Here is a 25,549-nt window from a genome sequence, read left to right as displayed (position 1 = left end):
AGTTCCAGACGGGCACCCCCTACGGCACCGCCACCGGGGCCGGCGCGCCCAGCGACGAGACTCTGCAGGCGATCCGTTACCAGGCCCGGCGTGTCACGGAAACCGCGGCGGCGCTGAAGGCCGGCCGCTCGGCCTCCTGACGACCCGCGGGTGACGTCGCTCCGGACGACGTGACCGCGCTGGACCGAAGACACCGCCGCAGCGGCGGTCCCTGGCATCCGCGCCCGGGGCCGCCGCCGCGGCCGTTCGCGGCGAAGTTGCGCACCCGTCCCCGCCCGACGGAGGCCGTGCCCGGCCGGGCACGCCTGCCCCGGGCGCGATGCACGCTGTAGCCGTGCCGCCGAGGAGAACCCTCAAGAACCGCGCTCCGGATCACCTTGGGGATGGTGGACGCGGCCTCCCTGGCCGCCGACGTCACGAGGCGGGCCCGTTCCGCGCACGAGCAGGCGGTCTCCGGCCGGGCCGGGCCGAGGGCTCCGGTGCCGGCACCCTCAGGGCAGCGCCGCCCCGAGGCCCTGGCCCCGCCGGTTGATCCTGTCCGCGCCCCATCGGCTTCACGCCACTTCCGGTGCTCTCGGAGGCCGCGGGTGCGGTGCCGCAGACGGCCGACGCAGCCATCACCCACTTCCGCCGCCGGCAAGCCCAGCCGATCGCGGTGAACGCGGTCCTGCTCGCCCTCGCTGTCGTGGTGGCGCGGAGCCGCTGAGTTCCCCGCTCCTTCCGACGAGCCGACGCGTCACGCACTTCGGCGCATCCGCGCGGCGGTAGGGCACTCCGAGCCGCTCTCGTCCCTGACGGGCCGACCGGCCTCGACGCGCCTGCAAGCCCACTCGACCGGAAGGGCGCCATGCCCTCGGCGCCCATGTATGCGCCCCCGGGCACCCACACCCGCACGGCGACAGCCCGAACGTCCACCGATCACCGTAAAGGAGACAGCCCGATGAAGGGCTCAGTGGCCTATCAATCGATACAGAAGCGCGGTCTTCACATCGGCCTGCTGCCGGCGATGGCCGCGGCCGTCAACGGGGCGACGCCGATCACTCTCGACCACGATCTGGACGTACTTCCCGAGGTGGGCCGGCATCTGACGGTCTCCCGGCTCGCCGAGCTGGTCGACGACCTGGCGGCCCGTCTGTGGGCGGCCGGTGTGCGGCCCGACCAGCACATCGTGCTCCACAAGAAGGCGAACGCCGACGTGTGGGTGCTGGCCTGTGCCGCGTCGCGGATCGGCGCGGTGCCCGTGATGCTCTCACCCAGCCTGGACGCGTTGACGGTCGGTGCCCTGCTCAGGCGGGTCGACCGGCCCAACCTGCTCACCGACGGACACAAGCTCGATGTGCTGGCCGAGCTGCCGCTGGCGGATCTGACCCGGCGGGTGATCATCGTGTCCGGTGAGCGGCCGCAGACCATATCGCTGAGTACGCTCGCCGGGGCGCCACGGGTCAAGCCGGTGGTGCGGCCCATCGACGAGGCCGCCGTCATCACCCACACCTCCGGCACCACCGGGCTGCCCAAGCTGGTCGTGCACACGCCCCGCACCCAGGGCATCCGGCTCAAGCCGCAGTGGCGGCTGCTCTCCCTCATGCGGAAGCGGGAGAACGTCGCGATCCACATCCCCTTCGTGCACTCCCGGAATGTCGCGGCGATGGCCCTGGCCCTCCTGAAGGAGATGCCGGTGCTGCTCATGAACGAGTCGGACCCCGACACGGTCGCCGAGCTGTTCCTCGAGAACCGGCCCGGGCTCGTCGAGGCCCTGCCCAACTCGCTGATGGCGTGGGAGGGTCTGTCCGACGACCCGCGCAAGCCGTTCGCCTCGGTGAAGTACTTCAGCAGCACCTTCGACGCGATCCACCCCGGGACGATGAGCCGGCTGCTCAAGTCGTCCGAGCGGCGGGGCGCGCTGTTCTTCCAGATCTATGGGCAGAGCGAGGTCGGGCCCGCCGTCGGCCGCGCCTACTTCCGCAACTCCGCCCACAAGGCCAACGGCCGCTGCGTCGGCTGGCAGATGCCCGTGGGCTCGGCGAAGGTCCGCGTCGTCAGCCGCGACGGCAAGCGGCCGACGGAGCACAACCCCGGGCGCATCGAGGTCTCCTGGCCCGGCCTGGCCAAGACGTACTTCGCCGAGCAGGAGCGCTACGACAGCAACCGGGACGGCGACTGGTGGGGTACCGGGGACGTAGGTTACTTCACCAGGTTCGGCTGCCTGCACATGCTCGACCGCGAGGTCGACATGATCCCCGGAGTCCGCAGCTCCCTTGAGGTCGAGGACCTGGTCCTCGGCAAGCTGCACGAACTGAGCGAGCTGGTCGTGGTCCAGGGCCCCGACTCCGAGGCCGTCCCGGTGCTCTGCACCCACGGCGACCAGCCGCTGGATCCGGACCGCTGGCGTGCGGCCGTCGCCGACTTCCCCCAGCTGGCCGACCCGGTCCAGATCCCTGAGGCCGAACTGCCCCGCACCGGCACCCTCAAGGTTCAGCGACTCGCGCTGGCCGAGCGGCTCAAGGACCAGCTCAGGGACCGGGCGTGACCCGAGACCAGCCGACCGCCACGGCAGTGGAAACCATCTACTCGAAAGAGACGAGTCCAATGACACCGGAAGCCACGCTCGCACGATTCCGTGAGTACATGGTGGGCCCCTCGCGGTTCATGACCTTGCTGTCCAGCTTCGAACTCGGCCTCGTCGACAAGATCCGGGAGACCCCGGGCCTGACCGCGGCCGAGCTGGGCGAGGCGATCGGCGCCAAGGCGGATGCGGTGGAGCAGCTGCTTCTTCTGCTGGTCAAGGAGCACTTCGTCACCCACGACGAGGCGTCCGGCGGCTACACCCTCGACGCCCTCGCCGATGTCGCCGAGGGCGATCTCAAGCGTGCTCTCGCCTACATGAACATGATCAAGGTGGTGGCGCTGCGGCAGTTGTTCTACCTCAGCGAGAGCACCCGGACCGGCACACTCGTCGGCCTGAAGGAGCTGTACGGGGTGAGCGAAGGCACCCTGTACGGCGCTGTGGCCGAGCACCGGGACCTGCGGGACGCCTGGGCGAACCTGATGAACACGGTCACCGCCAACATCGACCCCTGGTTCTTCGCCAACGTCGACATCCCCGCCGGCGCCCAGGTGCTCGACCTCGCCGGCAACACCGGTCTCGGGGCGATCCACACCTACGAGCACAAAGCCTCTCCGGGGCTTCGGGTCACCACCTTCGACCTGCCGGAGAAGGAGCACGAGGCCCTGGAGAACTTCAAGGCGCACGGTGTGGCGGAGCACTGCTCCTTCATCGGCGGTGACGTCTTCGACGGAGTCCCCAAGGGCTTCGACATCGTCCTGATCAAGCACTTCCTGGACATGTTCGACAAGGACGACGTGGTCAGGATCCTCAAGGGCGTCAACGAGTCCCTGGAGGTCGGCGGTCAGGTCAACATCATGGTGCCGGTGTACCCGGAGGACATCACGGACACCGACAACTACAACGTCGACTTCTTCCCGGCCTTCTTCATCGGCTGCGCCATGGGGCAGGGCGGCCCGCAGAAGCTGTCGACCTATCAGGGCTGGCTGGAGGAGTGCGGGTTCAAGGTGACGAAGGCCATCACCAAGGACGCCTCCGAGATTCCGCCGGACGTCATCCCGGTCCAGGCCATCCTGTCCGCGACAAAGGTCGCGTGAACGGCCGAGTCCGCACCCCACGCAACCTCTCCTGGATCGCGGTGCGCCCGGACCGGCATCCGGGCGCACCGCTGGGACCCGCGGTTCCGCGCCGGCTCGCCCGGAACCGGGAGATCATCCCGGACACCTTCCCGGGCCCGAAGCCGACGCGGAGAACTGATCCAACGCCTAGATAGTCAGGGCGTTTTCATGCATTGACCCGTGACCACCCACCTATGCCTTGGAGTGCCATGTCCCGCCGCCTGTTCACCTCGGAATCCGTGACCGAGGGGCACCCCGACAAGATCGCCGACCAGATCAGCGACACGGTCCTCGACGCGCTGCTGCGTCAGGACCCGGCCTCGCGCGTCGCGGTGGAAACCCTGATCACCACCGGTCAGGTGCACATCGCGGGCGAGGTGACCACCGCCGCCTACGCCGACATCGCCACGTTGGTGCGGGAGAAGATCCTCGACATCGGTTACGACTCCTCCGCCAAGGGCTTCGACGGCGCTTCCTGCGGCGTCTCCGTGTCCATCGGCGCGCAGTCCCCGGACATCGCGCAGGGCGTCGACACGGCCTACGAGACCCGGGTCGAGGGCGACGAGGACGAGCTTGACCGGCAGGGCGCGGGCGACCAGGGCCTGATGTTCGGGTACGCGACCAACGAGACGCCCGCCCTGATGCCGCTGCCGATCGAACTGGCCCACCGCCTCTCGCGCCGGCTGACCGAGGTCCGCAAGGACGGCACCGTCCCCTACCTGCGTCCCGACGGCAAGACCCAGGTCACCATCGAGTACCTGGGCAACCGCCCGGTCCGCCTGGACACGGTCGTGGTCTCCTCGCAGCATGCGAGCGACATCGACCTGGACGGGCTGCTCACCCCCGACATCCGCCAGCACGTCGTCGAGCCCGTCCTGAAGCAGCTCGCCGACGACGGCATCAAGCTGGAGACCGAGGAGTACCGCCTGCTGGTGAACCCGACCGGCCGCTTCGAGATCGGCGGCCCGATGGGTGACGCCGGTCTGACCGGCCGCAAGATCATCATCGACACCTACGGCGGTATGGCCCGGCACGGCGGCGGCGCCTTCTCGGGCAAGGACCCGTCCAAGGTGGACCGTTCGGCAGCGTACGCGATGCGCTGGGTCGCCAAGAACGTCGTCGCGGCCGGCCTCGCCGAGCGCTGCGAGGTGCAGGTGGCGTATGCGATCGGCAAGGCCGAGCCGGTGGGTCTGTTCGTCGAGACGTTCGGTACCAACACGGTCGCCGTCGAGAAGATCGAGGAGGCCATCACCTCCGTCTTCGACCTGCGTCCAGCCGCGATCATCCGCGACCTGGACCTGCTGCGCCCGATCTACTCCCGGACCGCTGCCTACGGTCACTTCGGCCGTGAGCTGCCGGACTTCACCTGGGAGCGCACCGACCGCGCCGACGCGCTGCGCAAGGCGGCCGCGGCCGGCTGACCGCGCGCCGTCGCCGGGACCGTCCCGGCGCAACAGCCAGCGGGGAGCGGCGGCCACCCCCCGTCCCACCGCTCCCCGCTGATTTCACCGCAAGCCCAGTCGTTCCCTCCGCCGAAACCGGCCCGGATCGTCCCGCCCAGAGGTTCAAGGAGCACGAGCTGTGCGTATCGCCGTGACCGGATCGATCGCGACCGACCATCTGATGGTGTTTCCAGGGCGTTTCGCCGAGCAGCTGATCAAGGACCAGCTGGAGCGGGTCTCGCTGTCGTTCCTCGCCGACCGGCTCGAGGTGCACCGGGGCGGCGTCGCCGCCAACATCGCCTTCGGTCTGGGCCTGCTGGGTCTCGACCCCCTCCTGGTCGGCGCGGCGGGTCGGGACTTCGCCGAGTACGACGCCTGGTTGCGGGCGAACGGCGTCGACACCACCGCCGTAAGGGTCAGCGAGACCCTGCACACCGCGCGGTTCGTCTGCACCACCGACGAGGACCAGAACCAGATCGCCACCTTCTACGCCGGTGCCATGGCCGAGGCCCCCCGCATCGACCTGGCCGAGACCGCCGACCGCACCGGCGAGCTCGCGCTCGTCCTGGTCGGCGCGGACGACCCCGCGGCCATGCTGCGGCACACCGCCACGGCCCACCGCCTCGGCATCCCCGTCGCAGCCGACCCCTCCCAGCAGCTGGCCCGCCTCGAGCGCGAGCAGGTCCGCCAACTGGTGGACGCGGCGACGTGGTTGTTCACCAACGAGTACGAGGCCGCCCTGCTGCTGGAGCGCACCGGCTGGAGCGACGAGGACCTGCTGGGCCGGGTCGGCACCTGGATCACCACGCTGGGCGCGGAGGGCGTGGCGCTGGCTCGCTCCGGCACACCCCGGCTGCACGTCCCGGCCGTAGCCACGGAGAAGATCGCCGATCCGACGGGTGCCGGTGACGCCTTCCGGGCCGGTTTCCTCGCCGGCCTCGCCTGGGAGTTGCCGCCGGAGCAGGCCGCCCGGCTCGGCTGCGCCCTGGCCACCACCGTTCTGGAATCGGTCGGCACCCAGGAGTACAAGCTGCTCGCCGCCGACCTGGTCGACCGCATCGGGCAGACGTACGGCGACGACGCGGCCCGCACCATCGGGCCTCACCTGGCGGGTGGGTCGTGAGCACGGTACAGCGCCGGCGCGCCACCGATCCGAGGGAAGCGCCGGTCACCCGTGGGACGGCCGCCGACGGCATGAACGCCACGGCGACGGCCGAGTACGAGATCGCCGTACGTGAGGGAGGCCCTGCGTGACGACCTTCTCCTTCGAGTTCTTCCCGCCGAAGTCGGCCAAGGGAGAGCAGACACTGTGGGAGGCGATCCGCCGGATCGAGCCGCTCGGGCCGGACTTCGTGTCCGTGACCTACGGCGCCGGCGGCTCCTCACGGGACCGGACGGTGGCGGTCACCCGGCGCATAGCCGCCGAGACGACCCTGCGTCCCGTCGCCCATCTGACCGCGGTCGGCCACTCGGTGGCCGAACTGCGGCACATCATCGGCCAGTACGCGGACGCGGGCATCCGCGATGTCCTGGTGCTGCGCGGTGACCCGCCGGGCGACCCTAAGGGCGCGTGGACGGCCCACCCACGGGGCTTCCGGTACGCCTACGAACTGGTCGAACTGGTCCGCTCGCTGGGCGACTTCAGGATCGGGGTGGCGGCGTTCCCCGAGAAGCACCCGCGTTCGGCGGACTGGGACTCCGACATCCGGCACTTCGTCGCCAAGTGCAAGGCCGGCGCCGACTACGCCATCACGCAGATGTTCTTCCATGTGGAGGACTATCTGCGGCTGCGCGACCGGGTAGCCGCCGCCGGCTGTGACGTCCCGATCATTCCGGAGATCATGCCGGCCACAGATCACCGGCAGATCGCCCGCTTCGCCGAACTCTCCGACGCGGCTTTTCCCGAGGACCTCGCCAGTCGCCTGTACGCGGTCCGGAACAACCCCATGGACGGCCACCGCATCGGCGTGGAGTACGCCACCGTCATGGCCGAACGCCTTCTCACCGAGGGCGCCCCCGGCCTGCACTACATCACCCTCAACAAGTCCACGGCGGCCCTGGACATCCACCGCAACGTACTGAGTTCGCCCAGCACAAGGGTCCTCAACGCCTGCTGAGTTCCGTCGGTACACCGATCACGCGGGCGTGACCGGTCTCTCAACACGCCGTGACCCAGAGCACTTTCGGGCACCCTTGCTTTCGAGGTGCCGATCGTGTCACGATCTGAGCACGCCTCCCCTGCCCGAAATCCGCCGACGAGTTCGGTGTTCATCCGGGCCTGTGCCCAGTACCTTCCGGCCCGTGACTCGGGCTGTCAGAGCCGGCACTCCGTTGCGCATCCATGATCAAGGGCTGACGCTCCTCGTGCGCTGCCCGGAATCGTCCTGTTCGGTTCGGGCTCGTGATGCCCCGGTCTGCGGCGCATAGCTTGCGTAATCCAATCAGGCACCGAGACTGACTCTTTGGAGTGATCATGTCGGGAACAGTCGATGTGGCTAGTGTCTACTCAGCCATTGAGAAGTCAGCCGGCCTGCTGGACGTGAAAACCTCGCGCGACAAGGTCTGGCCCATCCTGACCGCGTTCGAGGATGCACTTCCACAGGCCGTGATCGCTTTCAGGGTGGCCACCAACGCGCGCCACGAAGGCGAGTTCGACGCTCGCTTCACCCTTCCCAAGGAGGTCGATCCGTACGCCGTCGCCCTGTCGAAGGGGCTGATCGCCGAGACGGACCACCCCGTCGGCGCTCTGCTCTCGGACATCCAGCAGCTCTGCCCCATCGACAGTTACGGCGTCGACTTCGGAGTCATCGCCGGGTTCAAGAAGGTCTGGGCGTACTTCCCGGGCGGAGAGCATGAGACCCTGGCCAGGCTCACCGGCCTCCCGTCGATGCCGCGGAGCCTGGCCGAGAACGTCGATTTCTTCACCCGCTACGGCCTGGCCGAGAAGGTGGACGTGATCGGGATCGACTACCAGAGCCGAACGATGAACGTGTACTTCGCGGCGCCCAAGGAATGCTTCGAGAAAGAGACCGTCCTGGCGATGCACCGGGACATCGGACTGCCGAACCCGAGTGAGCAGATGTTCAACTTCTGCCAGAAGTCGTTCGGGCTCTACACCACCCTGAACTGGGATTCCCCGAAGATCGAGCGTATCTCCTACGGAGTGAAGACCCAGGATCCGATGTCGTTCTTCGCCCGGCTCGGCACCAAGGTCGAGCACTTCGTCAAGAGTGTTCCGTACGGTGTCGACGACCCCAAGATGGTCTACGCCGCCGTGACGTCCACCGGCGAGGAGTACTACAAGCTGCAGTCGTACTACCGCTGGCGCTCCGTCAGTCGGCTGAACACCGCCTACATCGCCGCTCGCGACAAGGAATCCGCATAAACGCCGTGAGCGGTTGACGTCCCCTCAGAGAACCCCGCCTCCCGCGGGGTTCTCTTTTTTGAGCTGCTCACGCAACGAGGCGGTTCGGCAGTGAGGGCCGTACACGGGCCGCGAAAGAGCGCGGCTTCGGCTCGGGCACGACCTGCCGGCGCCCTCACCTGCGCCGGATCCGACTTGCCCGCCAGGTTCTGGCTTCTCAGTTACGGAATACACACAGAATTGTGTACGAGAGGTGAGCGCAATGAAGAGTCAGACGAACTCGGCAACCTCATACTCGAACGATCCGCACGAACATGACAGTCCGGCGTTCCAATTCAGTCGAATGGAGAGCCTTCTTCGAGGGCACCCGCTTCGCGACCTGACAGTGGACGGCGTCGACGCCGTGTTCGTCAAGGATCCGATGCTGGTCCGCAGGATTTTGGTGAGCGAGAGCAAGAACTACGGAAAGGGCGAACTCTTCCGGAAGGCCAGGAACCTCAGCAGGGTGGGGATGCTCTCGGAAGACGAAACCATGCACCGGCACTACCGGCGTCTGGCGAACCCGTTCCTGCGGTCGACGAAGGTCGATGAGTATGTTCCGGTCATGCGCGGCATCGTTCGCGATGTCGTGTCCTCGTGGCGCGCCGGCCATGCCGTGGACGTCCAGTCCGAGATGTGCCGGATCTCCTGTGCGATCGCCGTAAGCACCCTCATCACCGGGCTGCCGTCCGAGACGACGGAAGCGCTGAGCGAGCGTCTTTCCCGGCTGGCCTGGGAAATGATCAGGAAGCCGCTGTACGGGAAGTCCGCTGCCCGGGCGGGGCGACCGGGAGCGTCCAAGCGGCTGGCCCAGGCGCGCAAGGACTTCCGGGATCTGCTTGCCGTGTGCATCGCCGAACTCCTGGACTCCTCTGGCTCCTCGGCCGGCTACCTCTCGGCGCTCCTGTCGGACTCCGACGAGAAGGGGAACCGTGTCCTGACGGCGGACGAGGTGTGCGAGGAGGCCGTCATGATGCTGACCGCGGCCACGGTGACCACGGCTTCCGTCATGTCATGGGCCCTGTACGTGCTCTCCACCGAGCCTCTGGTGGAGGAGAAGCTCCTCAAGGACCTGACCGAGAAGCGAAACGGCAGCGCCGTCCACGATCACGGTGCGCCCGGCTACACCCTCCGGTTCCTGATGGAGATTCTGCGACTCTATCCGCCGGTGTGGATATCGTGCCGAAAGACCCTGTCCGATGTCACGCTCGGCGACCACTCACTCCCTGCGGGCACGAACGTCGTATTCAGCTCGTATCTGCTGCACCGGGACCCCCAGCGCTATCCGCATCCCCGTAGGTTCGATCCCGACCGGTGGCTTTCGACCCACCCCGGCAAGGTCGACGCCTCCTATATTCCCTTCGGAATCGGGTCGAAGGGATGCATAGGGGAACCGTTCGCCTGGCAGGAACTCGAAGTCATCCTCGACGTGGTGACGCAGGAATGGAAGCTGAGCACCGAGCCCCACAGCCGTGTTCGCACAGCGCCGGAGACCACGCTTCATCCCCGCCGCCTTCTCATGGTCCCCCAGCCACGGTAACCGGAAGGTCATCCAGGCGCACGGCGCCGGTGGTGAGTGTGTGGCCTTGCTCGTGGGGTTCCACACCTGCGCCTCCCGGCGGTGGTCCAGGCCACCGCCGGTGCCACCCGGGTGACCGGTCTCCGATTCGCGTCACCCGCATCGCCCCGGCCCGGGGCGATGCCCATCTGTGCCGATTTCGCCGTCGGCCGCAACCGCGGCGGCGGCTTCTCCGTTTTCCTCCTGAATCGCTGGACGATGCGATCTCACCGCAGAAACGACAAGGGGAGTTGAGTGCGTTGACTCTGCCGACCTCAGCGGAGGGGGTGTCAGAGAACCGCCGGGCTCGTTCCGTCGGCATCGGTCGCGCCCACGCCAAAGCCATTCTGCTCGGGGAGCATGCCGTCGTGTACGGGGCTCCGGCGCTCGCTCTTCCCATTCCGCAACTGACGGTCACGGCGAGCGCCGGCTGGTCCCACCGCGGCGCCGACGGACTGGGCGACGTGTCCTTCACGATGACCGGTTCCCCGTCGCGGCCGATGGTGACACAGGCCTCCGACGGCCTGCGCCGGCTGATCACCGAGTTCACGGCCACCATGGGCGTGGACGACAGCCCGCACCTCGACGTGATCATCGACGGCGCCATCCCGCACGGCCGGGGGCTCGGATCCAGCGCGGCCTGTGCGCGCGCGGTCGTCCATGCCCTCGCCGATCTCTACGGCCGCGAGGTCACGGAGAGCGAGACGTTCGACTTGGTGCAGACGGCCGAGAACGTGGCACACGGCCGCTCCAGCGGCGTCGACGCACGGGCCGTCGGCGCGTCCACCCCGCTGCTGTTCCAGGCGGGCGAGGTCCGGGAACTGGACATCGGCTGCGACGGCCTGTTCATCATCGCGGACAGCGGCGTCGTGGGCCGTACCAGGGACGCGGTCGAGCTGCTGCGCGAGGGGTTCCAGCAGCACGTCGGAGCGCAGGAGAGGTTCGTGCGCCGCGCGTCGCGGCTGACCCGGGAGGCTCGGCACGCCCTCGCTGACGGCAGGCCGGAGATGCTCGGCTCACGGCTGACGGACTACCACGACCTTCTGCGGGCGGCCGGACTCAGCACCAGAGGGGTCGACACCCTCGTCGAAGCCGCGCTCACGGGAGGCAGCCTCGGAGCCAAGATCACCGGTGGCGGGCTGGGCGGCTGCGTCATCGCCCTGTCCCGACCGGAGCAGGCCAGAGAGGTCACCCAGCAGCTCCACGAAGCCGGTGCCGTGCAGACGTGGGTCGTACCGCTGAAGGGGCTTGCCAAGAATGCACTCTGAACACCGGACCACCGGGGTCGGCGTGCGGGAACGGGGCACCGCAGGACGTGCCACCGCCATCGCGCACCCGAACATCGCGCTGATCAAGTACTGGGGCAAGCGTGATGAAGACCTCGTCCTGCCCTGTGTCGACAGCCTGTCGATGACCCTGGACATCTTCCCGACGACGACCTGCGTCCGTCTCGCCCCCGAGGCCGAGCACGACGAGGTCACCCTCAACGGCCGGCCCGCCGAGGGGGAGGCACGGCGCCGCGTCGTAGCCTTCCTGGACCTGGTGCGGGAGCGGGCCGGGCTCGCCCACAGGGCCGTCGTGGACAGTGAGAACACGGTCCCCACCGGGGCGGGCCTCGCATCCTCCGCGAGCGGGTTCGCCGCCCTCGCCGTCGCCGCCGCGGCGTCGTACGGTCTCGACCTCCACGCCACCGCCCTGTCGCGGCTGGCCCGGCGCGGCTCCGGGTCGGCATGCCGGTCGATCTTCGGCGGTTTCGCGATGTGGCACGCGGGCCTGGACGCCGGCACCGCGGCGGAAGCCGACCTCGGCTCCTACGCCGAGCCGGTGCCCGCGGCAGACCTCGACCCCGCACTGGTCATCGCCGTGGTCAACGCGGGCCCCAAGGCCGTGTCCAGCCGGGCGGCCATGCGGCGGACCGTCGACACCTCTCCGCTGTACGAGCCGTGGGCCGTCTCCAGCAGGGACGACCTGATCGAGATGCGCGCGGCACTGCTCGCCGGCGACATCGAAGCGGTCGGGGAGACCGCGGAGCGCAACGCGCTCGGCATGCACGCCACCATGCTCGCGGCACGCCCGGCGGTGCGTTACCTGTCGCCGGCCACGCTCAGCGTCCTCGACAGAGTGCTCCAGCTCCGGCGGGACGGCATCGCGGCCTACGCCACCATGGACGCCGGACCCAACGTGAAGGTGCTGTGCCGCCGTGCGGACGCCGACCGGATCGCCGAGACCGTGGGCGACGCCGTCACGGACGGCTCGGTGCTCGTCGCCAAGCCGGGGCCGGGCGCGCGCCTGCTGCACGGGGACGGTCGATGACGCTCCGGCGAACCATCGTCCGGCGCGCTCCGGGCAAGTTGTTCGTGGCGGGGGAGTACGCGGTGGTCGAACCCGGCAACCCGGCGATCCTCGTCGCGGTCGACCGCTACATCACCGTCACCGTGACCGTCCCCGCCGAAGAGGGCGTCGAGATCTCCTCCGACCTCGGCCCGCGCAACGTGCGCCTGCGGTGGCGGGACGGCCGGCTCGGCCCGTATGGCGAGGACGAGCAGGATGCGCGCACGGGACTCGCCCACGTGATGTCCGCGATCGAGACCGTGGCGCGCCTGCTGGCGGAACGCGGACACCCCGCACCGGCGTTCAGCGTGTCGGTCGAGAGCGGTCTGCACGACAACGGCACCAAGTACGGCCTGGGTTCCAGCGGCGCGGTGACCGTGGCGACGGTGGCCGCCGTCGCCGCGTTCTGCGGCCTCACGCTGTCCGAGGAGGAGCGGTTCCGGCTGGCCCTGCTCGCCACCGCCGAGATCGACACCAAGGGCTCCGGCGGCGACCTTGCCGCCAGCACCTGGGGCGGCTGGATCGCCTACCAGGCGCCCGACCGGGGCGCCGTGCTCGCCCTCGCCCGCAGCCGCGGCGTCGAGGAGGCACTCCACGCGCCCTGGCCCGGCTTCGAAGTGCGCCGGCTGCCGGTGCCCAAGGGCCTCTCACTGGAGGTCGGCTGGACCGGAGACCCGGCCTCCACCGCCGCCCTGGTGTCCGGCCTGCACCGGCGGCCCTGGCGCGGCACGGCCTCCCACCAGAGGTTCGTTCAGACCACCACCGACTGTGTGCGCGCAGCGATCGCCGCTCTGGAGCGAGGACACGGCCAGGAGCTGCTGGCCCAGATCCGGCGGGCCCGGCGGGAGCTGGCTCGACTGGATGACGAGGTCGGTCTGGGAGTCTTCACGCCCCGGCTGACGGCGCTGTGCGAGGCCGCCGATGCCCTCGGAGGCGCGGCCAAGCCCTCCGGGGCGGGCGGCGGTGACTGCGGCATCGCGCTGCTGGACGCCGAAGCCTCGCGGGACATCGCTCAATTGCGCGAGCGCTGGACCTCGGCCGGGGTGGTGCCCCTGCCGATCCGTCCCGCCGCGGAAGGGAACAAGGAATGATCGCTCAACGCAAGGACGACCACGTCAGGCTCGCTGTCGAGCAACACCAACAGCACAGCGGACGCAACCAGTTCGACGAGGTGTCGTTCGTCCACCACGCCCTGGCCGGCCTCGACCGGCCGGACGTCTCACTGGCCACCACTTTCGCCGGCATCTCCTGGCAGGTGCCGCTGTACATCAACGCGATGACCGGCGGCAGCGAGAAGACCGGCATCATCAACCGGGACCTGGCCATCGCCGCCCGCGAGACCGGCGTACCCATCGCGTCCGGGTCCATGAGCGCCTACTTCAAGGACCCCGACTGCGCCGCCACGTTCAGCGTGCTGCGCAAGGAGAACCCGGACGGGTTCGTCATCGCCAACGTCAACGCGACGGCCTCCGTCGACAGGGCGCGGATGGCCGTGGACCTGATCCAGGCCGACGCCCTCCAGATCCACATCAACACCGTCCAGGAAACGGTGATGCCGGAGGGCGACAGGTCGTTCTCGTCCTGGGTCCCGCAGATCGAGAAGATCGCGGCCGGCGTCGACGTGCCCGTGATCGTCAAGGAGGTCGGCTTCGGGCTGAGCCGCGAGACCGTCCGCCTGCTGGAAAGCCTGGGTGTGCAGGTCGCCGACCTCGGCGGCCGGGGCGGTACCGACTTCGCCCGCATCGAGAACGGCCGGCGCGAACTCGCCGACTACGCCTACCTCCACGGCTGGGGACAGTCCACCATCGCCTGCCTCCTGGACGCGCAGGACGCCCCTATCCCCGTCCTCGCCTCCGGTGGCGTGCGCAACCCGCTCGACGTGGCCCGCGCACTGGCGCTCGGCGCGTCCGGCGTCGGCGTCTCCGGCGGATTCCTGCGCACGCTGCTCGACGGCGGTGTGCCGGCGCTGATCGCGCAGATATCGACCTGGCTCGACCAGCTTGCCGCCCTCCAGACCATGCTGGGCGCGCGCACCCCCGCCGACCTGGCGCACTGCGATCTCCTGATCCACGGCGAGCTCCGCGACTTCTGCGCCGACCGGGGCATCGACACCCGGCCGTTCGCCCGCCGTTCCGGCAACCTTGACGTCCCCCACGAGATGACGGGAAGCACACGATGACTGAGAACGCGATCGCCGGGGTCCCGATGAGGTGGGTGGGCCCCCTGCGCATCTCGGGGAATGTGGCCACCACCGAGACCCCGGTCCCGCTCGCCACCTACGAATCGCCGCTGTGGCCCTCCGTGGGCCGGGGCGCGAAGGTCTCCATGCTGTCCGAGCAGGGCATCGTCGCCACCCTCGTCGACGAGCGGATGACCCGGTCGGTGCTGGTGGAGGCGGTGGACGCGCAGACCGCGCTGACGGCCGCCCGCACCATCGACGCGCGCGTCGGCGAACTCCGCGAAGTGGTGCGCACCTGCAGCCGGTTCGCCGAGCTGCTCAGCATCCGCCACGAGATCAACGCCAATCTGCTCTTCATCCGGTTCGAGTTCAGCACCGGCGACGCCTCCGGCCACAACATGGCCACGCTCGCCTCAGACGTGCTCCTCAAGCACCTGCTGGAGACGATCCCGGGCATCTCCTACGGATCGATCTCAGGGAACTACTGCACGGACAAGAAGGCGACCGCGATCAACGGCATCCTCGGCCGAGGGAAGAACGTGGTCACCGAGCTGCTCGTGCCGCGTGACGTGGTCGAGGGCGTCCTGCACACGACGGCCGCCAAGATCGTCGAGCTGAACATCCGCAAGAACATGCTCGGCACCCTGCTCGCCGGCGGTATCCGCTCGGCGAACGCCCACTTCGCGAACATGCTGCTCGGCTTCTATCTGGCCACCGGCCAGGACGCGGCCAACATCGTCGAGGGCTCCCAGGGCGTCGTCATGGCCGAGGACCGGGACGGAGACCTCTACTTCGCCTGCACCCTGCCCAACCTGATCGTGGGCACCGTCGGCAACGGCAAGGGGCTCGGCTTCGTGGAGACCAACCTGACCCGGCTCGGCTGCCGGGCCGAGCGCGCCCCCGGGGAGAACGCGCGCCGACTCGCCGTCATCGCGGCGGCGACGGTGCTGTGCGGTGAACTCTCCCTCCTTGCGGCCCAGACGAACCCGGGCGAACTCATGCGTGCACACGTCCAGCTGGAACGCGACAACACAGCAAAGGTTGGTGTTTAGGGAAATGGCCAACGATTCCGCCATAGGAATTCACGATCTGTCGTTCGCGACGACCGAGTTCGTCCTCCCGCACACGGCCCTCGCCGAGTACAACGGCACCGACGTAGGCAAGTACCACAAGGGCATCGGCCAGCAGTCGATGAGCGTGCCCGCCGCCGACGAGGACATCGTGACCATCGGCGCGGCCGCTGCCGCGCCCATCATCGAACGGCACGGCAGCGACGGGATCCGGACGATCATCTTCGCGACGGAGTCCTCGATCGACCAGGCGAAGTCGGCCGGCATATACGTCCATTCGCTGCTCGGACTGCCCTCGGCCACCCGGGTCGTCGAGCTCAAGCAGGCCTGTTACGGGGCGACGGCGGCCCTGCAGTTCGCCATCGGTCTGGTGCGCCGCGACCCGTCGCAGCGGGTCCTCGTCGTCGCCAGCGACGTCTCCAAGTACGAGCTGGACAGCCCGGGGGAGGCCACCCAGGGCGCCGCCGCCGTGGCCATGCTGGTCGGCGCCGATCCCGCGCTGGTGCGCCTGGAGGAGCCGTCGGGCGTGTTCACCGCCGACGTCATGGACTTCTGGCGGCCGAACTACCGTGAGGCCGCCCTGGTCGACGGGCAGGAGTCCATCAGCGCGTATCTGCTGGCGGTGGAGGGCAGCTGGAAGGACTACACGGAGCAGGGCGGCCGCGCGCTCGACGAGTTCGCCGCGTTCTGCTACCACCAGCCGTTCACGAAGATGGCCTACAAGGCCCACCGTCAGCTGCTGAACTACTGTGGGTACGACATAGACGAGGACCGCGTCACCCGTGACCTCGGGCTGACCACGGCCTACAACAGCGTCATCGGCAACAGCTACACCGCCTCGATGTACCTGGGTCTTGCCGCGCTGCTCGACCAGGCGGACGACTTGACCGGCCAGGCCATCGGTTTCCTCAGCTACGGCTCCGGCAGCGTCGCCGAGTTCTTCGCCGGCACCGTCGTCCCCGGCTACCGGGAGCACCTGCGCACCGAGGCACACCGCGAGGCGATCGACCGGCGCAAGCCCGTCGACTACGCCCGCTACCGCGAGCTGCACGAGCGCTCCTTCCCGGTCGACGGCGGCGACCACCCCACCCCGGCCCAGACCACGGGCCCCTTCCGGCTGGCGGCCCTGCGCGGCCACAAGCGCATCTACGAGACGCGCTAGCCCCACACACGTCCGGTACGTGCATGTCACCGCCTGCTCGCCACCCCCCTGCACGCCATCGACATGCGCAGGCCACGCGGTCACCACTACGACGAGGACCAGCCGATCGCTGGTGTCGCTGATCGCCCCCGCACACAGTGCCCTGCCGGCGGGGCCGGTGCCGCAACGCACCGGCCCGCGCCCCGGGCACCGTTCACCGCGCCAGGGGCGCCCCCTCGTGGTCCGACCGAGGACCGCCGGCCGGGGCCCTTGTGCGCGGGTCCGGTTTCTCGGCGCAACGGACGCCCTCGCGGCCGTTCGCACAGCCAGTTCAAGACCACCTGAGGGGAAGACAGGCGCATGACCGAAGTCGGGGTCCTCGGCACGGGGGCTTATGTGCCGGATCGAGTTGTCTCCAATGACGAAGTGGGAGCGGCGGCGGGCGTCGATGACGCCTGGGTCATCCGCAAGACCGCGATCCGGGAACGCCGCTGGGCCGCCCCCGAGCAGGCCACGTCGGACCTGGCCGCGGCCGCGGGGAGGGCCGCGCTGAGGTCGGCCGGCATCACCGCCGACCAGCTGTCCTTGATCGTCGTCGCCACCTCCACACCCGACCGGCCCCAGCCGCCCACCGCCGCCTATGTGCAGCACCTGCTCGGCGCCGTCGACGCGGCCGCGTTCGACGTCAACGCCGTGTGCTCCGGTGAGGTGTTCGCGCTCGCCGCGGTCGAGGGCATCCTCGCCAGGCGGGGCGGCCACGCGCTGGTCATCGGCGCCGACGTGTACTCGCGCATCCTCAACCCGGCCGACCGCAGGACGGTCGTCCTGTTCGGCGACGGCGCCGGTGCCATGGTCCTGGGCCTGGGCCGGGGAGCGCGCATCCGCAATGTCACCGCGCACAGCTTCGGCGAGTTGTCGGGTCTGATCGAGGTGCCCGCCGGCGGCAGCCGGCTGCCCGCCGACCAGGCCGCCCTGGACGCCGGCCTGCAGTACTTCACGATGGACGGCCGGGCGGTGCGCAGCTTCGTCGAGGACCGCTTGCCAGTGCTGACCAAGCAGTTCCTCCACGAGAGCGGCGTCGGACCCGACGACATCAGCCACTTCGTCCCGCACCAGGCCAACGGCGTCATGCTCGACACCGTCTTCGCGGAACTGGCCCTGTCCAGGGCCACCATGCACCTCTCGCTGACGCACTACGGCAACACGGGAGCCGCCTCCATCCCGATCACGTTGGCCGAATCCGCCCGCACGGGCGCCTTCCGACCGGGTGACCTGATCCTCATGGCCGGTTTCGGCGGAGGCATGGCGGCGGGATTCGCGCTGGTCGAGTGGTGAAGTCGTCGCCCGCTTGGCACCAGGCGAGCCGTCCGGCGCGGCAACCGCGGCCCCTTGCTGTGTTTCTCGACATCGGCAGGAACAGGAACCATGACAACGAGACATTGCACTGTGGGCGTGATAGGCAGCGGCCCGCGCGGGCTCTCGGTGGCCGAACGACTCTGCGCCAACGCCCGTTCGCAGCCCGAGGGCAGTACCGTCCACGTCCACGTGGTCGACCCCTACCCGCCCGGGCCCGGCAAGGTGTGGCGCACCGACCAGTCCCGTCACCTGCTCATGAACACCGTGGCCGGACAGATCTCGGTGTTCACCGATGCCTCCGTGGACCTGCGGGGACCCCTGGAGCCGGGGCCGAGCCTGCATGAGTGGGCCGTGGCGCTCGTCGCGGGCCGGTTCGGCGACGACCATCCGGCCCACGTCCTCGATGAGGCCCGCGCGCTGGGCCCCGACACCTACCCGACCCGCGCGTTCTACGGCCGGTATCTGCAGTGGGCGTATCAGCGCATCATCAAGGGCGCGCCCCCCGGCCTGACGGTCACCGCGCACGCCTCCCTCGCGGTGGCCCTGGACGACGATCCGGATGCCGGGGACGGATCCCTGCAGCGGGTGGTGCTCGCCGACGGAACCGTGCTCGCGGGCCTGGACGCCGTGATCCTGTGCCAGGGGCACCTGCCGGCCCGCGCGAACGCCGCCGAGCGGGAGTTCGCCTCCCGGGTACGGCAGACGGGACTGGCCTACTTCGCGCCGGCCAACCCCGCAGACGTCGACCTGGACGCGCTGTCCCCGGGCACCAGGGTGCTGCTGCGCGGGCTGGGGCTGAACTTCTTCGACTACATGGCCGAGCTCACCATCGGTCGCGGCGGCTCCTTCTCGCGGGCCGGCGGACAGCTCGTGTACCACCCTTGCGGACGGGAGCCGCAGATCCACGCCGGGTCCCGGCGCGGCATCCCGTACCAGGCCCGGGGTGAGAACGAGAAAGGCCCGCACGGCCGTCATGAACCACTCCTGCTCACCGCCGAGCGCATCGCGGAGCTGCGCCATACCCACGAGCACTCCGGGCTCGACTTCAGAAAGGACCTGTGGCCGCTGATCTCCCGGGAGGTCGAGGCCGTCTACTACCGGACGCTGTTCACGTCACGCGGACACATCTCCAGGGCGCAGCAGCTCCATGACGACTTTCTGGCGGCCGGACCGGGGGAGCGGGAGAAGGACGCCGTCCTCTCGGCGTACGGCATCGGCGAGAAGTACCGCTGGGACTGGGAACTGCTCGCCCGCCCTTACCGGGACCGGGAGTTCACCAGCCCGTGGGACTTCACCGGCTGGCTCCTCGACTACTTGCGCAAGGACGTCTCGGAAGCCAGGGCCGGCAACGTCAGCGGCCCGCTCAAAGCCGCACTCGACGTCATGAGGGACCTGCGCAACGAGATCCGCCTCGCGGTCGACCACGGTGGCCTGCACGGTGATTCGTACCGCACCGACCTGGAGAACTGGTACACCCCGCTCAACGCGTATCTGTCGATCGGTCCGCCCGCGCGACGCGTTGAGGAGATGATCGCCCTGATCGAGGCCGGCGTGCTGAACGTGGTCGGGCCGGACCTGCGGGTGGCGGCCGACGACGCCGGATACACCGTCGGCTCGCCGCTCGTGCCCGGATCCGAGGTCCAGGTGGACGCGCTCGTGGAGGCACGCCTGCCCGATATCACGCTGAGCCGCACGGACGATCCACTGCTGCGCCATCTGCTGGCCACCGGACAGTGCACCACCCACCGCATCCGCACGCGATCCGGCGGCACATACGAGAGCGACGGACTGTCCGTCACCGGGCGCCCGTTCCGCCTGATCGACGCGGCGGGACGGGCGCATCCGCGCCGCTTCGCGTTCGGCGTGCCCACGGAGTCGGTGCACTGGGTCACGGCCGCGGGCATCAGGCCCGGCGTCAACTCGGTGACACTCACCGACTCGGACGCCATCGCCCGCGCGGCCCTCGCCTGCGGTGGCGCCGGCGGACGGGCCGCGGCCGGCGCGGTGGGGACGGCGGCCACCGATGGCGGGCCGGCCGAGGGCGGACAGGAAGCTCACCCAGGACAAGGACTGACCCATGCCCACTGACACCAGCCTCACCGCGGACGCGGGAGCCGGCCTGGCGCCGGTGCAGGCAGACCCCGGTCTGCTGTCACCGGTCTGGGCGGCCACCCCTGTCGTGGGCGCGGTGTCCGACGGGGCGTGGCTGCAGGCCATGCTGGACGCCGAAGCGGCACTGAGCCGGGCGCAGGCCCGGCTCGGCACGGTGCCCGCGACCGCCGCACGGGTCATCACCGAGACCGCGCGGGCCGACCGTCTGGACCTGGTCGCCCTGGCCCGGCAGGCGCGCGAGTCCGCCAACCCGGTGGTGGCGCTGGTGCGGGAGTTCACCGCGCTGGTGGCGAGCCGGGACACGGAGGCGGCCCGGTATGTGCACCGCGGCTCGACCAGCCAGGACATCCTCGACACGGCGACCGTTCTGGTCGCCGGCCGGGCCCTGCGGCTGATCCGCGCCGACCTCCGACACGTCGAGGAGGCACTGGCCGTACTCGCCCGGGAACACCGGGACACCCTGATCGCGGGCCGGACCCTGGCCCTGCACGCGGTGCCCACGACCTTCGGGCTCAAAGCCGCGGGCTGGCGCCACCTCGTCCTGGACGCGGCGCACAAACTCGACGCGGTGAGCGCCGAGCGGCTTCCCGTCCAGCTCGGCGGCGCCGCCGGTACCTTGGCCGGATACCTCGCTTTCGCGCCGGACGCCGACCCGGCCGTCTACGTCCAGGGACTGACGGAGGCGTTCGCGGCCGAACTGGGGCTGTCCGCCCCCCTGGTGCCGTGGCACGTGCTGCGCACGCCCGTGGTGGATCTGGCCACGGCCGCCGCGTTCCTGTGCGGAGCACTCGGCAAGATCGCCGTCGACGTGCTGTCCCTGACCCGGACCGAGGTCGGCGAGGTGCACGAGCCGGGGCCCAGCGGCCGGGGCGCGTCCTCGGCGATGCCGCACAAACGCAACCCCGTGCTGGCGACGGCCATCAGGTCCGCCGCCCTGCAAGCGCCACAGCTCGCCGCGACGGTGCTGGGCTGTCTGCCGAGCGAGGACGAGCGGTCCGCCGGCGCCTGGCATGCCGAATGGGAGCCCCTGCGCGCCCTGCTGCGGCTGGCCGGAGGCGCGGCGCACCAGGCGGTGGAACTCGTCTCCCAGCTGTCGGTGGACCCATGGCGCATGCGTGCCAACGCCCAGATCACCGGGGGGCGGATCGTCTCCGAGCGGATCGCCGTCGTCCTCGCCCCGTTGCTCGGCAAGGCCCAGGCACGCGACCTGCTGAACGAGGCGTCCGCCCGATCGGCGCGCACCGGCGAGCCGCTGGCCGATGTCCTGCGGCAGGACACCCGCGCGTCGGCCGTCCTCGCCGACGCCGGGCTGACCGACCTGTTCGAGCCGGCGGCGTACACCGGGGCCGCGGGCCCGCTGACGGACCGCGCGCTGTCCCGGTCACTGCCTTCGACGGGCGGGCGATAAGTGGTGAGCGTCGGGTGCCCGTCACTGGCTCCCGACGCTCACAAGGGCCGCTGTCACACCCGCAGATACCCCGCCGACCTGCGCGAATGCTGTGGCGACCACGATGTGCGGTTCCTGCCTAACCGAGTCGTCGCAGTGCGATCTGCGTGAGTTCGTCTATATCGAACTCGGACCGGCCCGGCGTGCCGTAGCGGGTGATCTTTCCGCGGCTCACCCACTTGCGGATCGTCGCTTCGGACACACCCGCGGCGAGTGCGGCCACATTGGTGGGCACCAGCCGATGGCGTGGCGGTTTCCTCATGCGCTGACGGTCTTCCGTTGCCGCTCCATGAGCGGTCGCAGAGTGATCCATTCGTGGGTTTCCCAGCTGTGTCCCGACGAACACCGGATGCTTCTCCTGTCTGTGTTCCCGATCTGCTGGGGCGACGTGTCGATCGTCCCCGTGCAGCTGTCCACAACACACTCCCAGGTGAACATACGAAGTTCACTGGAGTCTGGGTCGATGGTGTGCAGCAGTTCCTGCCGGAGACCGTCCATTTCGTCCGCGAAATCAGCCGCCGGAGGCTGCGCGGTGAGCCACTCCAGGTTGCTCAGCAGGAAATCCGCCAGATGTGGAACCGAGCGCGTGGGGACGACTTTCCCGAGTTCGTCGGCAACGAACTCCGACCACGATTCCAGAATGGTGAGGATGTTGTGCCGGGCGTCGAGCGCGGACATGTTCAGCTGATCCCTGCTCCGGCTCCCGGAGACTCGCGTCTGGTGCATTCGTCTGGCCACAGGCGATATGTGGTGCAGGCTCTCCTGGTAGAGACCGGGGAGCGCGCGCAGGTTGCCCTTCAGCCGCCGGATGCACGAGGCGCAGAGGACGGACCCGGTCGCCTCGCCGGGTTCCCGAGTGTGGGTTCTGGAGCAGGTGTGTAACTCCATTCAATCTCCTTCATGAGGTGGCCTGCCCGGCAGCCATCATGGATGACGTGCATGCCCCAACCTGATCGCGCGGTCACAGTCGAATCGATGGCCTCTGGAGAGAGGGAGAGCCGGTACGCCGAATCCCGGGTGGACATCTCTGGAAGACTCCCCGGCTGTGACTGGACGGCCCGAGACGAGGAATTGCGTACAGGATTGGCGTCCGGCCCGGCGAGTAGCGCCGATTTTTCAGTGGATACAGCGCGTCATGTGCATTCCATACCCCCCGACGCTGCCCAGACGTAACTATGGGTGCACAGGGAGGTTTCCACGGGACAGTTGATGGTGTCAACGTTCACCATGCGCAGTCCATCGCCCCTAAAGGGGAACTCCAGATTCGCCCCAAGGGGCCATCGCCACCCAAGGCCAGACGCGCTCCCGGCCGAGGCCACGGCACCCTGGTCAGACGGCACCGAAGCGCTCCCACTCCAGTGCCCCCACATGAGAAGCGCCCTGAGGTCGACCACGCGGCGGGACCAACCGATGAAGGCCCGACTGGGACACGATGATCGGTTCGGATACCGTCCGAGCGATCAGACTTCACCAGGGGGATGGGATGAACGCAGAGACCGTCACCGCGATATGCGCGGTCGTGGTCGCCGTCGCGTCGCTGGTCGTCTCGGTCTACCAGACGCACGCCATGCGGCAACACAACCGCCACTCGGTGCGCCCGGTACTCCAGCTGCATCGCGGCTGGCCGCCGGGAGGCAGAGCGGGGATCCGGCTCATCAATTCCGGACTCGGGCCGGCGGTCGTCGTCGACAGCACGCTCACCGTCGACGGCGAAGTGCTCGGCGCCTGGAACGGGCCCAGTGTCGACCGCGTCCGCGACCGCCTGTCGGTGCGCCCATCCGCTGTGACCTTCAACCAGGGAGAGGTCATCGCCACCGACTACGAGCAGTACTTGTTGAGTGTGGCGAGCTACGACCCGGAGAACCACGCCGAGGTCGAGGACCTGATCAACCGGCGGCTCACGCTCAAGATCCGCTACGAGTCCCTCTATGGCGGAGAGAACTACACAGCCGTCCTGGGCCCCATCCGTTGACAGGGTCGCTCCGCGCCATGCAGCCGATCATTCTGTCAGAGCTTGTGAACCCGAGGAGATACGTGTGACTTCGGACATGACCACCGACACCGGCCAGGAGGCCGCCGACTCGGCGCGCCACACGAGCACCGTCCTGCTTCAGCGCGTCGAGGACCGGCTGCGCTCCCTCCTTGCGGGCGAACGCGACGTGTGGGCCGGAGTGGAGGAACGGGCGGCCGTCCCCATCGACGCGCTGTCCGAGCTGATCGCGTCGGGCGGCAAGCGCATCCGGCCCGCCTTCTGCATCGCCGGCTATCTCGCCGCCGGAGGCGACCCCGACGATCCCGGGATCGTGGCAGCCGGCGCGGCCCTGGAGATGCTGCACCTGTCCGCTCTCGTCCACGACGACGTCCTGGACGATTCCAGCCAACGGCGCGGACTGCCGACCGTCCACACGAAGTACACGGCGCTGCACGACAGCCGCGGATGGCAGGGTGAGCCACGCCGGTACGGCGAGGGCGTGGCCATCCTCGTCGGCGACCTCGCGCTCGTCTACTCCGGGGAGCTGATGTCCGAGGCACCGGCCTCGGCGGTCCCGGAGTGGAACAAGCTCCGCTCGGAAGTGATGATCGGCCAGTACATGGACGTCCACGCGGCTGCCGAGTTCTCGGTCGACCCCCGGCTCTCCCGCCTGATCGCCAAGATCAAGTCCGGCCGTTACACCATCCACCGGCCCCTGGTGGTGGGCGCGAACGCGGCGGGCCGCAACGACCTCGCTCCGGCCTTCGAGGAGTACGGCGAGGCGGTGGGCGAGGCGTTCCAGCTCCGTGACGACCTGCTGGACGCCTTCGGCGACTCCGCGGACACCGGCAAGCCCACCGGCCTCGACTTCACCCAACACAAGATGACACTGCTGCTGGGCTGGGCGATGCAGCGCGACGAGCGCATCCACAGCCTGATCACAGAGCCGGGCCACACGCCCGACGAGGTGCGCCGCCGCCTCGTGGACACCGGTGTTCCCGCCGATGTCGAAAAGCACATCGACGGCCTCGTCGAGCGGGGCTGCAAGGCCATCGCCGACGCGCCCGTCGACCAGGTATGGCGCAACGAACTGACGGCCATGGCCAGGCGAGTCGCGTACCGCAACGCGTGAGCCCGGCTTCCTTCCCCGCCTTCCCCCGGGCGGCGCGGCGGTGGACCCGGCCGCCAGTCCAGGCCGGCCATGCACGGCCCCGCAGCGCGCCTGCCCAGTCCTTTCCCGACCTGGACCATCCGGACGTGTGCGGCCGCCAGCGCCACTACCTCGCGGCCATGCCATCGCACCGCCTGCGTGGTATCGACGGACGTCACATGGAACCGTTGGCCGGTCTTCGACGCCTGGGCCATGGTCGGCGGGGTCGTCGTCCCCTACACGGCCGGGTGGCCGTCGCCCAGGACGGCCGGCGCGAGCGGCGGGGCGTCCGGCCCGCGCTGAGCGGATCCCCGAAGGACCTGCCGCTCGCGTCCCGCTGAAACCCCCCTCATGCTGCCGCCGGAAAGCGACGCGGCGGGATGAGCCGCGGTCTGCTCAGCAGGGCTCATGGGTGAGGGCTCCGGGCGACGGACGCCGGCCCTTCCGGGCTCCCTTCTCGATGGCGAAGGCGCTGCCGACGCCATGCGGGAACACGGCGGCGTGCCCCACCCCGAGTTCCCCGAGCACGGCTGCCCCGCCGAGGGAACGGGAACCGGACCAGGAACCGCACTGACTCCGAAGGGTGACGCACCTGACGCCCTCCCACTCGAAGCGGGGGGGGGGGGGGCCCCCCGGGGGGGGCGGTGGTGGGGGGGTTGGGGCGCGCGGCCCCCCCCCCCCCACCCCCCCCCGCGGGGGGGGCAGCC

22 protein-coding genes are annotated in these 25,549 nt (G+C 69.6%); 20 read left to right on the top strand and 2 right to left on the bottom strand.

The window, feature by feature from the left end; all coding sequences use genetic code 11:
* The first annotated feature begins 568 nt into the window (after positions 1-568).
* From ABZ079_RS35730 to pcaB, 18 genes are all read left to right on the top strand, one after another.
* Positions 569-706 carry a hypothetical protein gene (locus ABZ079_RS35730; RefSeq protein WP_356943608.1) on the top strand — a complete coding sequence of 46 codons (138 nt, stop codon included), beginning with the start codon at positions 569-571 and terminating at the stop codon, positions 704-706.
* A 234-nt stretch (positions 707-940) separates the two neighbouring features.
* The gene (locus tag ABZ079_RS35725) at positions 941-2,527 is read left to right on the top strand and encodes a class I adenylate-forming enzyme family protein (protein WP_356943607.1); all 1,587 of its coding nucleotides are present in this window, start codon (positions 941-943) and stop codon (positions 2,525-2,527) included.
* A gap of 59 nt (positions 2,528-2,586) precedes the next feature.
* Complete coding sequence (locus tag ABZ079_RS35720) at positions 2,587-3,660, top strand: methyltransferase (protein ID WP_356943606.1); 1,074 nt, start codon at positions 2,587-2,589, stop codon at positions 3,658-3,660.
* 230 nt (positions 3,661-3,890) lie between these two features.
* Positions 3,891-5,102 (top strand): methionine adenosyltransferase, encoded by a 1,212-nt coding sequence (gene metK, locus ABZ079_RS35715; RefSeq protein WP_356943605.1) that lies wholly within the window; start codon positions 3,891-3,893, stop codon positions 5,100-5,102.
* A 160-nt stretch (positions 5,103-5,262) separates the two neighbouring features.
* Positions 5,263-6,246: a carbohydrate kinase family protein gene (locus ABZ079_RS35710; RefSeq protein WP_356943604.1), complete on the top strand. Its 984-nt coding sequence runs from the start codon at positions 5,263-5,265 to the stop codon at positions 6,244-6,246.
* Complete coding sequence (locus tag ABZ079_RS35705) at positions 6,243-6,377, top strand: hypothetical protein (RefSeq protein ID WP_356943603.1); 135 nt, start codon at positions 6,243-6,245, stop codon at positions 6,375-6,377. Before ABZ079_RS35710 ends, ABZ079_RS35705 begins: the two co-directional genes overlap by 4 nt.
* Complete coding sequence (metF, locus tag ABZ079_RS35700) at positions 6,374-7,240, top strand: methylenetetrahydrofolate reductase [NAD(P)H] (RefSeq protein ID WP_356943602.1); 867 nt, start codon at positions 6,374-6,376, stop codon at positions 7,238-7,240. Before ABZ079_RS35705 ends, metF begins: the two co-directional genes overlap by 4 nt.
* Before the next feature lie 356 nt (positions 7,241-7,596).
* Positions 7,597-8,508, top strand: coding sequence for an aromatic prenyltransferase (locus tag ABZ079_RS35695; RefSeq protein WP_356943601.1), 912 nt, complete (start codon positions 7,597-7,599; stop codon positions 8,506-8,508).
* Positions 8,509-8,749: 241 nt separating this feature from the next.
* Positions 8,750-10,066, top strand: coding sequence for a cytochrome P450 (locus ABZ079_RS35690; RefSeq protein WP_356943600.1), 1,317 nt, complete (start codon positions 8,750-8,752; stop codon positions 10,064-10,066).
* Between the two features lie 305 nt (positions 10,067-10,371).
* Positions 10,372-11,352, top strand: coding sequence for a mevalonate kinase (gene mvk / locus ABZ079_RS35685; RefSeq protein ID WP_356943599.1), 981 nt, complete (start codon positions 10,372-10,374; stop codon positions 11,350-11,352).
* Entirely contained in the window at positions 11,342-12,397 is a 1,056-nt protein-coding gene (gene mvaD / locus ABZ079_RS35680) for a diphosphomevalonate decarboxylase (protein WP_356943598.1), read from the top strand. The genes mvk and mvaD overlap by 11 nt, the downstream gene beginning before the upstream one ends.
* Positions 12,394-13,506: a phosphomevalonate kinase gene (locus ABZ079_RS35675; RefSeq protein ID WP_356943597.1), complete on the top strand. Its 1,113-nt coding sequence runs from the start codon at positions 12,394-12,396 to the stop codon at positions 13,504-13,506. Before mvaD ends, ABZ079_RS35675 begins: the two co-directional genes overlap by 4 nt.
* On the top strand, positions 13,503-14,594 hold the full coding sequence (gene fni, locus ABZ079_RS35670) for a type 2 isopentenyl-diphosphate Delta-isomerase (RefSeq protein ID WP_356943596.1): 1,092 nt from the start codon (positions 13,503-13,505) through the stop codon (positions 14,592-14,594). Before ABZ079_RS35675 ends, fni begins: the two co-directional genes overlap by 4 nt.
* Positions 14,591-15,646 carry a hydroxymethylglutaryl-CoA reductase gene (locus tag ABZ079_RS35665; protein ID WP_356943595.1) on the top strand — a complete coding sequence of 352 codons (1,056 nt, stop codon included), beginning with the start codon at positions 14,591-14,593 and terminating at the stop codon, positions 15,644-15,646. The genes fni and ABZ079_RS35665 overlap by 4 nt, the downstream gene beginning before the upstream one ends.
* Positions 15,647-15,650: 4 nt before the next feature.
* The gene (locus tag ABZ079_RS35660) at positions 15,651-16,826 is read left to right on the top strand and encodes a hydroxymethylglutaryl-CoA synthase (RefSeq protein ID WP_356943594.1); all 1,176 of its coding nucleotides are present in this window, start codon (positions 15,651-15,653) and stop codon (positions 16,824-16,826) included.
* Positions 16,827-17,165: 339 nt separating this feature from the next.
* Positions 17,166-18,140 (top strand): ketoacyl-ACP synthase III, encoded by a 975-nt coding sequence (locus ABZ079_RS35655; RefSeq protein ID WP_356943593.1) that lies wholly within the window; start codon positions 17,166-17,168, stop codon positions 18,138-18,140.
* Positions 18,141-18,230: 90 nt separating this feature from the next.
* Positions 18,231-20,249: an FAD/NAD(P)-binding protein gene (locus ABZ079_RS35650; RefSeq protein WP_356943592.1), complete on the top strand. Its 2,019-nt coding sequence runs from the start codon at positions 18,231-18,233 to the stop codon at positions 20,247-20,249.
* Entirely contained in the window at positions 20,239-21,681 is a 1,443-nt protein-coding gene (gene pcaB / locus ABZ079_RS35645; protein ID WP_356943591.1) for a 3-carboxy-cis,cis-muconate cycloisomerase, read from the top strand. Before ABZ079_RS35650 ends, pcaB begins: the two co-directional genes overlap by 11 nt.
* A 118-nt stretch (positions 21,682-21,799) precedes the next feature.
* On the opposite strand, the gene ABZ079_RS35640 is transcribed toward pcaB, so the two are convergent.
* Entirely contained in the window at positions 21,800-21,982 is a 183-nt protein-coding gene (locus tag ABZ079_RS35640) for a hypothetical protein (protein ID WP_356943590.1), read from the bottom strand.
* The gene (locus ABZ079_RS35635; RefSeq protein ID WP_356943589.1) at positions 21,979-22,398 is read right to left on the bottom strand and encodes a hypothetical protein; all 420 of its coding nucleotides are present in this window, start codon (positions 22,396-22,398) and stop codon (positions 21,979-21,981) included. Before ABZ079_RS35635 ends, ABZ079_RS35640 begins: the two co-directional genes overlap by 4 nt.
* Positions 22,399-23,203: 805 nt before the next feature.
* Between ABZ079_RS35635 and ABZ079_RS35630 the strand changes: the two genes are divergently transcribed.
* Together ABZ079_RS35630 and ABZ079_RS35625 are read left to right on the top strand one after the other, a co-directional pair.
* Entirely contained in the window at positions 23,204-23,692 is a 489-nt protein-coding gene (locus ABZ079_RS35630) for a hypothetical protein (RefSeq protein ID WP_356943588.1), read from the top strand.
* A gap of 64 nt (positions 23,693-23,756) precedes the next feature.
* Positions 23,757-24,824, top strand: a complete 1,068-nt coding sequence (locus tag ABZ079_RS35625) for a polyprenyl synthetase family protein (protein ID WP_356943587.1) — start codon at positions 23,757-23,759, stop codon at positions 24,822-24,824.
* Positions 24,825-25,549: the final 725 nt, after the last annotated feature.

It is taken from the genome of Streptomyces sp. NPDC006314 (genome assembly GCF_040613075.1).
Classification (GTDB): Bacteria; Actinomycetota; Actinomycetes; order Streptomycetales; family Streptomycetaceae; genus Streptomyces.
The sequence above is the reverse complement of the archived record's forward strand: the minus strand, read 5'-3'. Positions and strand labels throughout refer to the sequence as shown.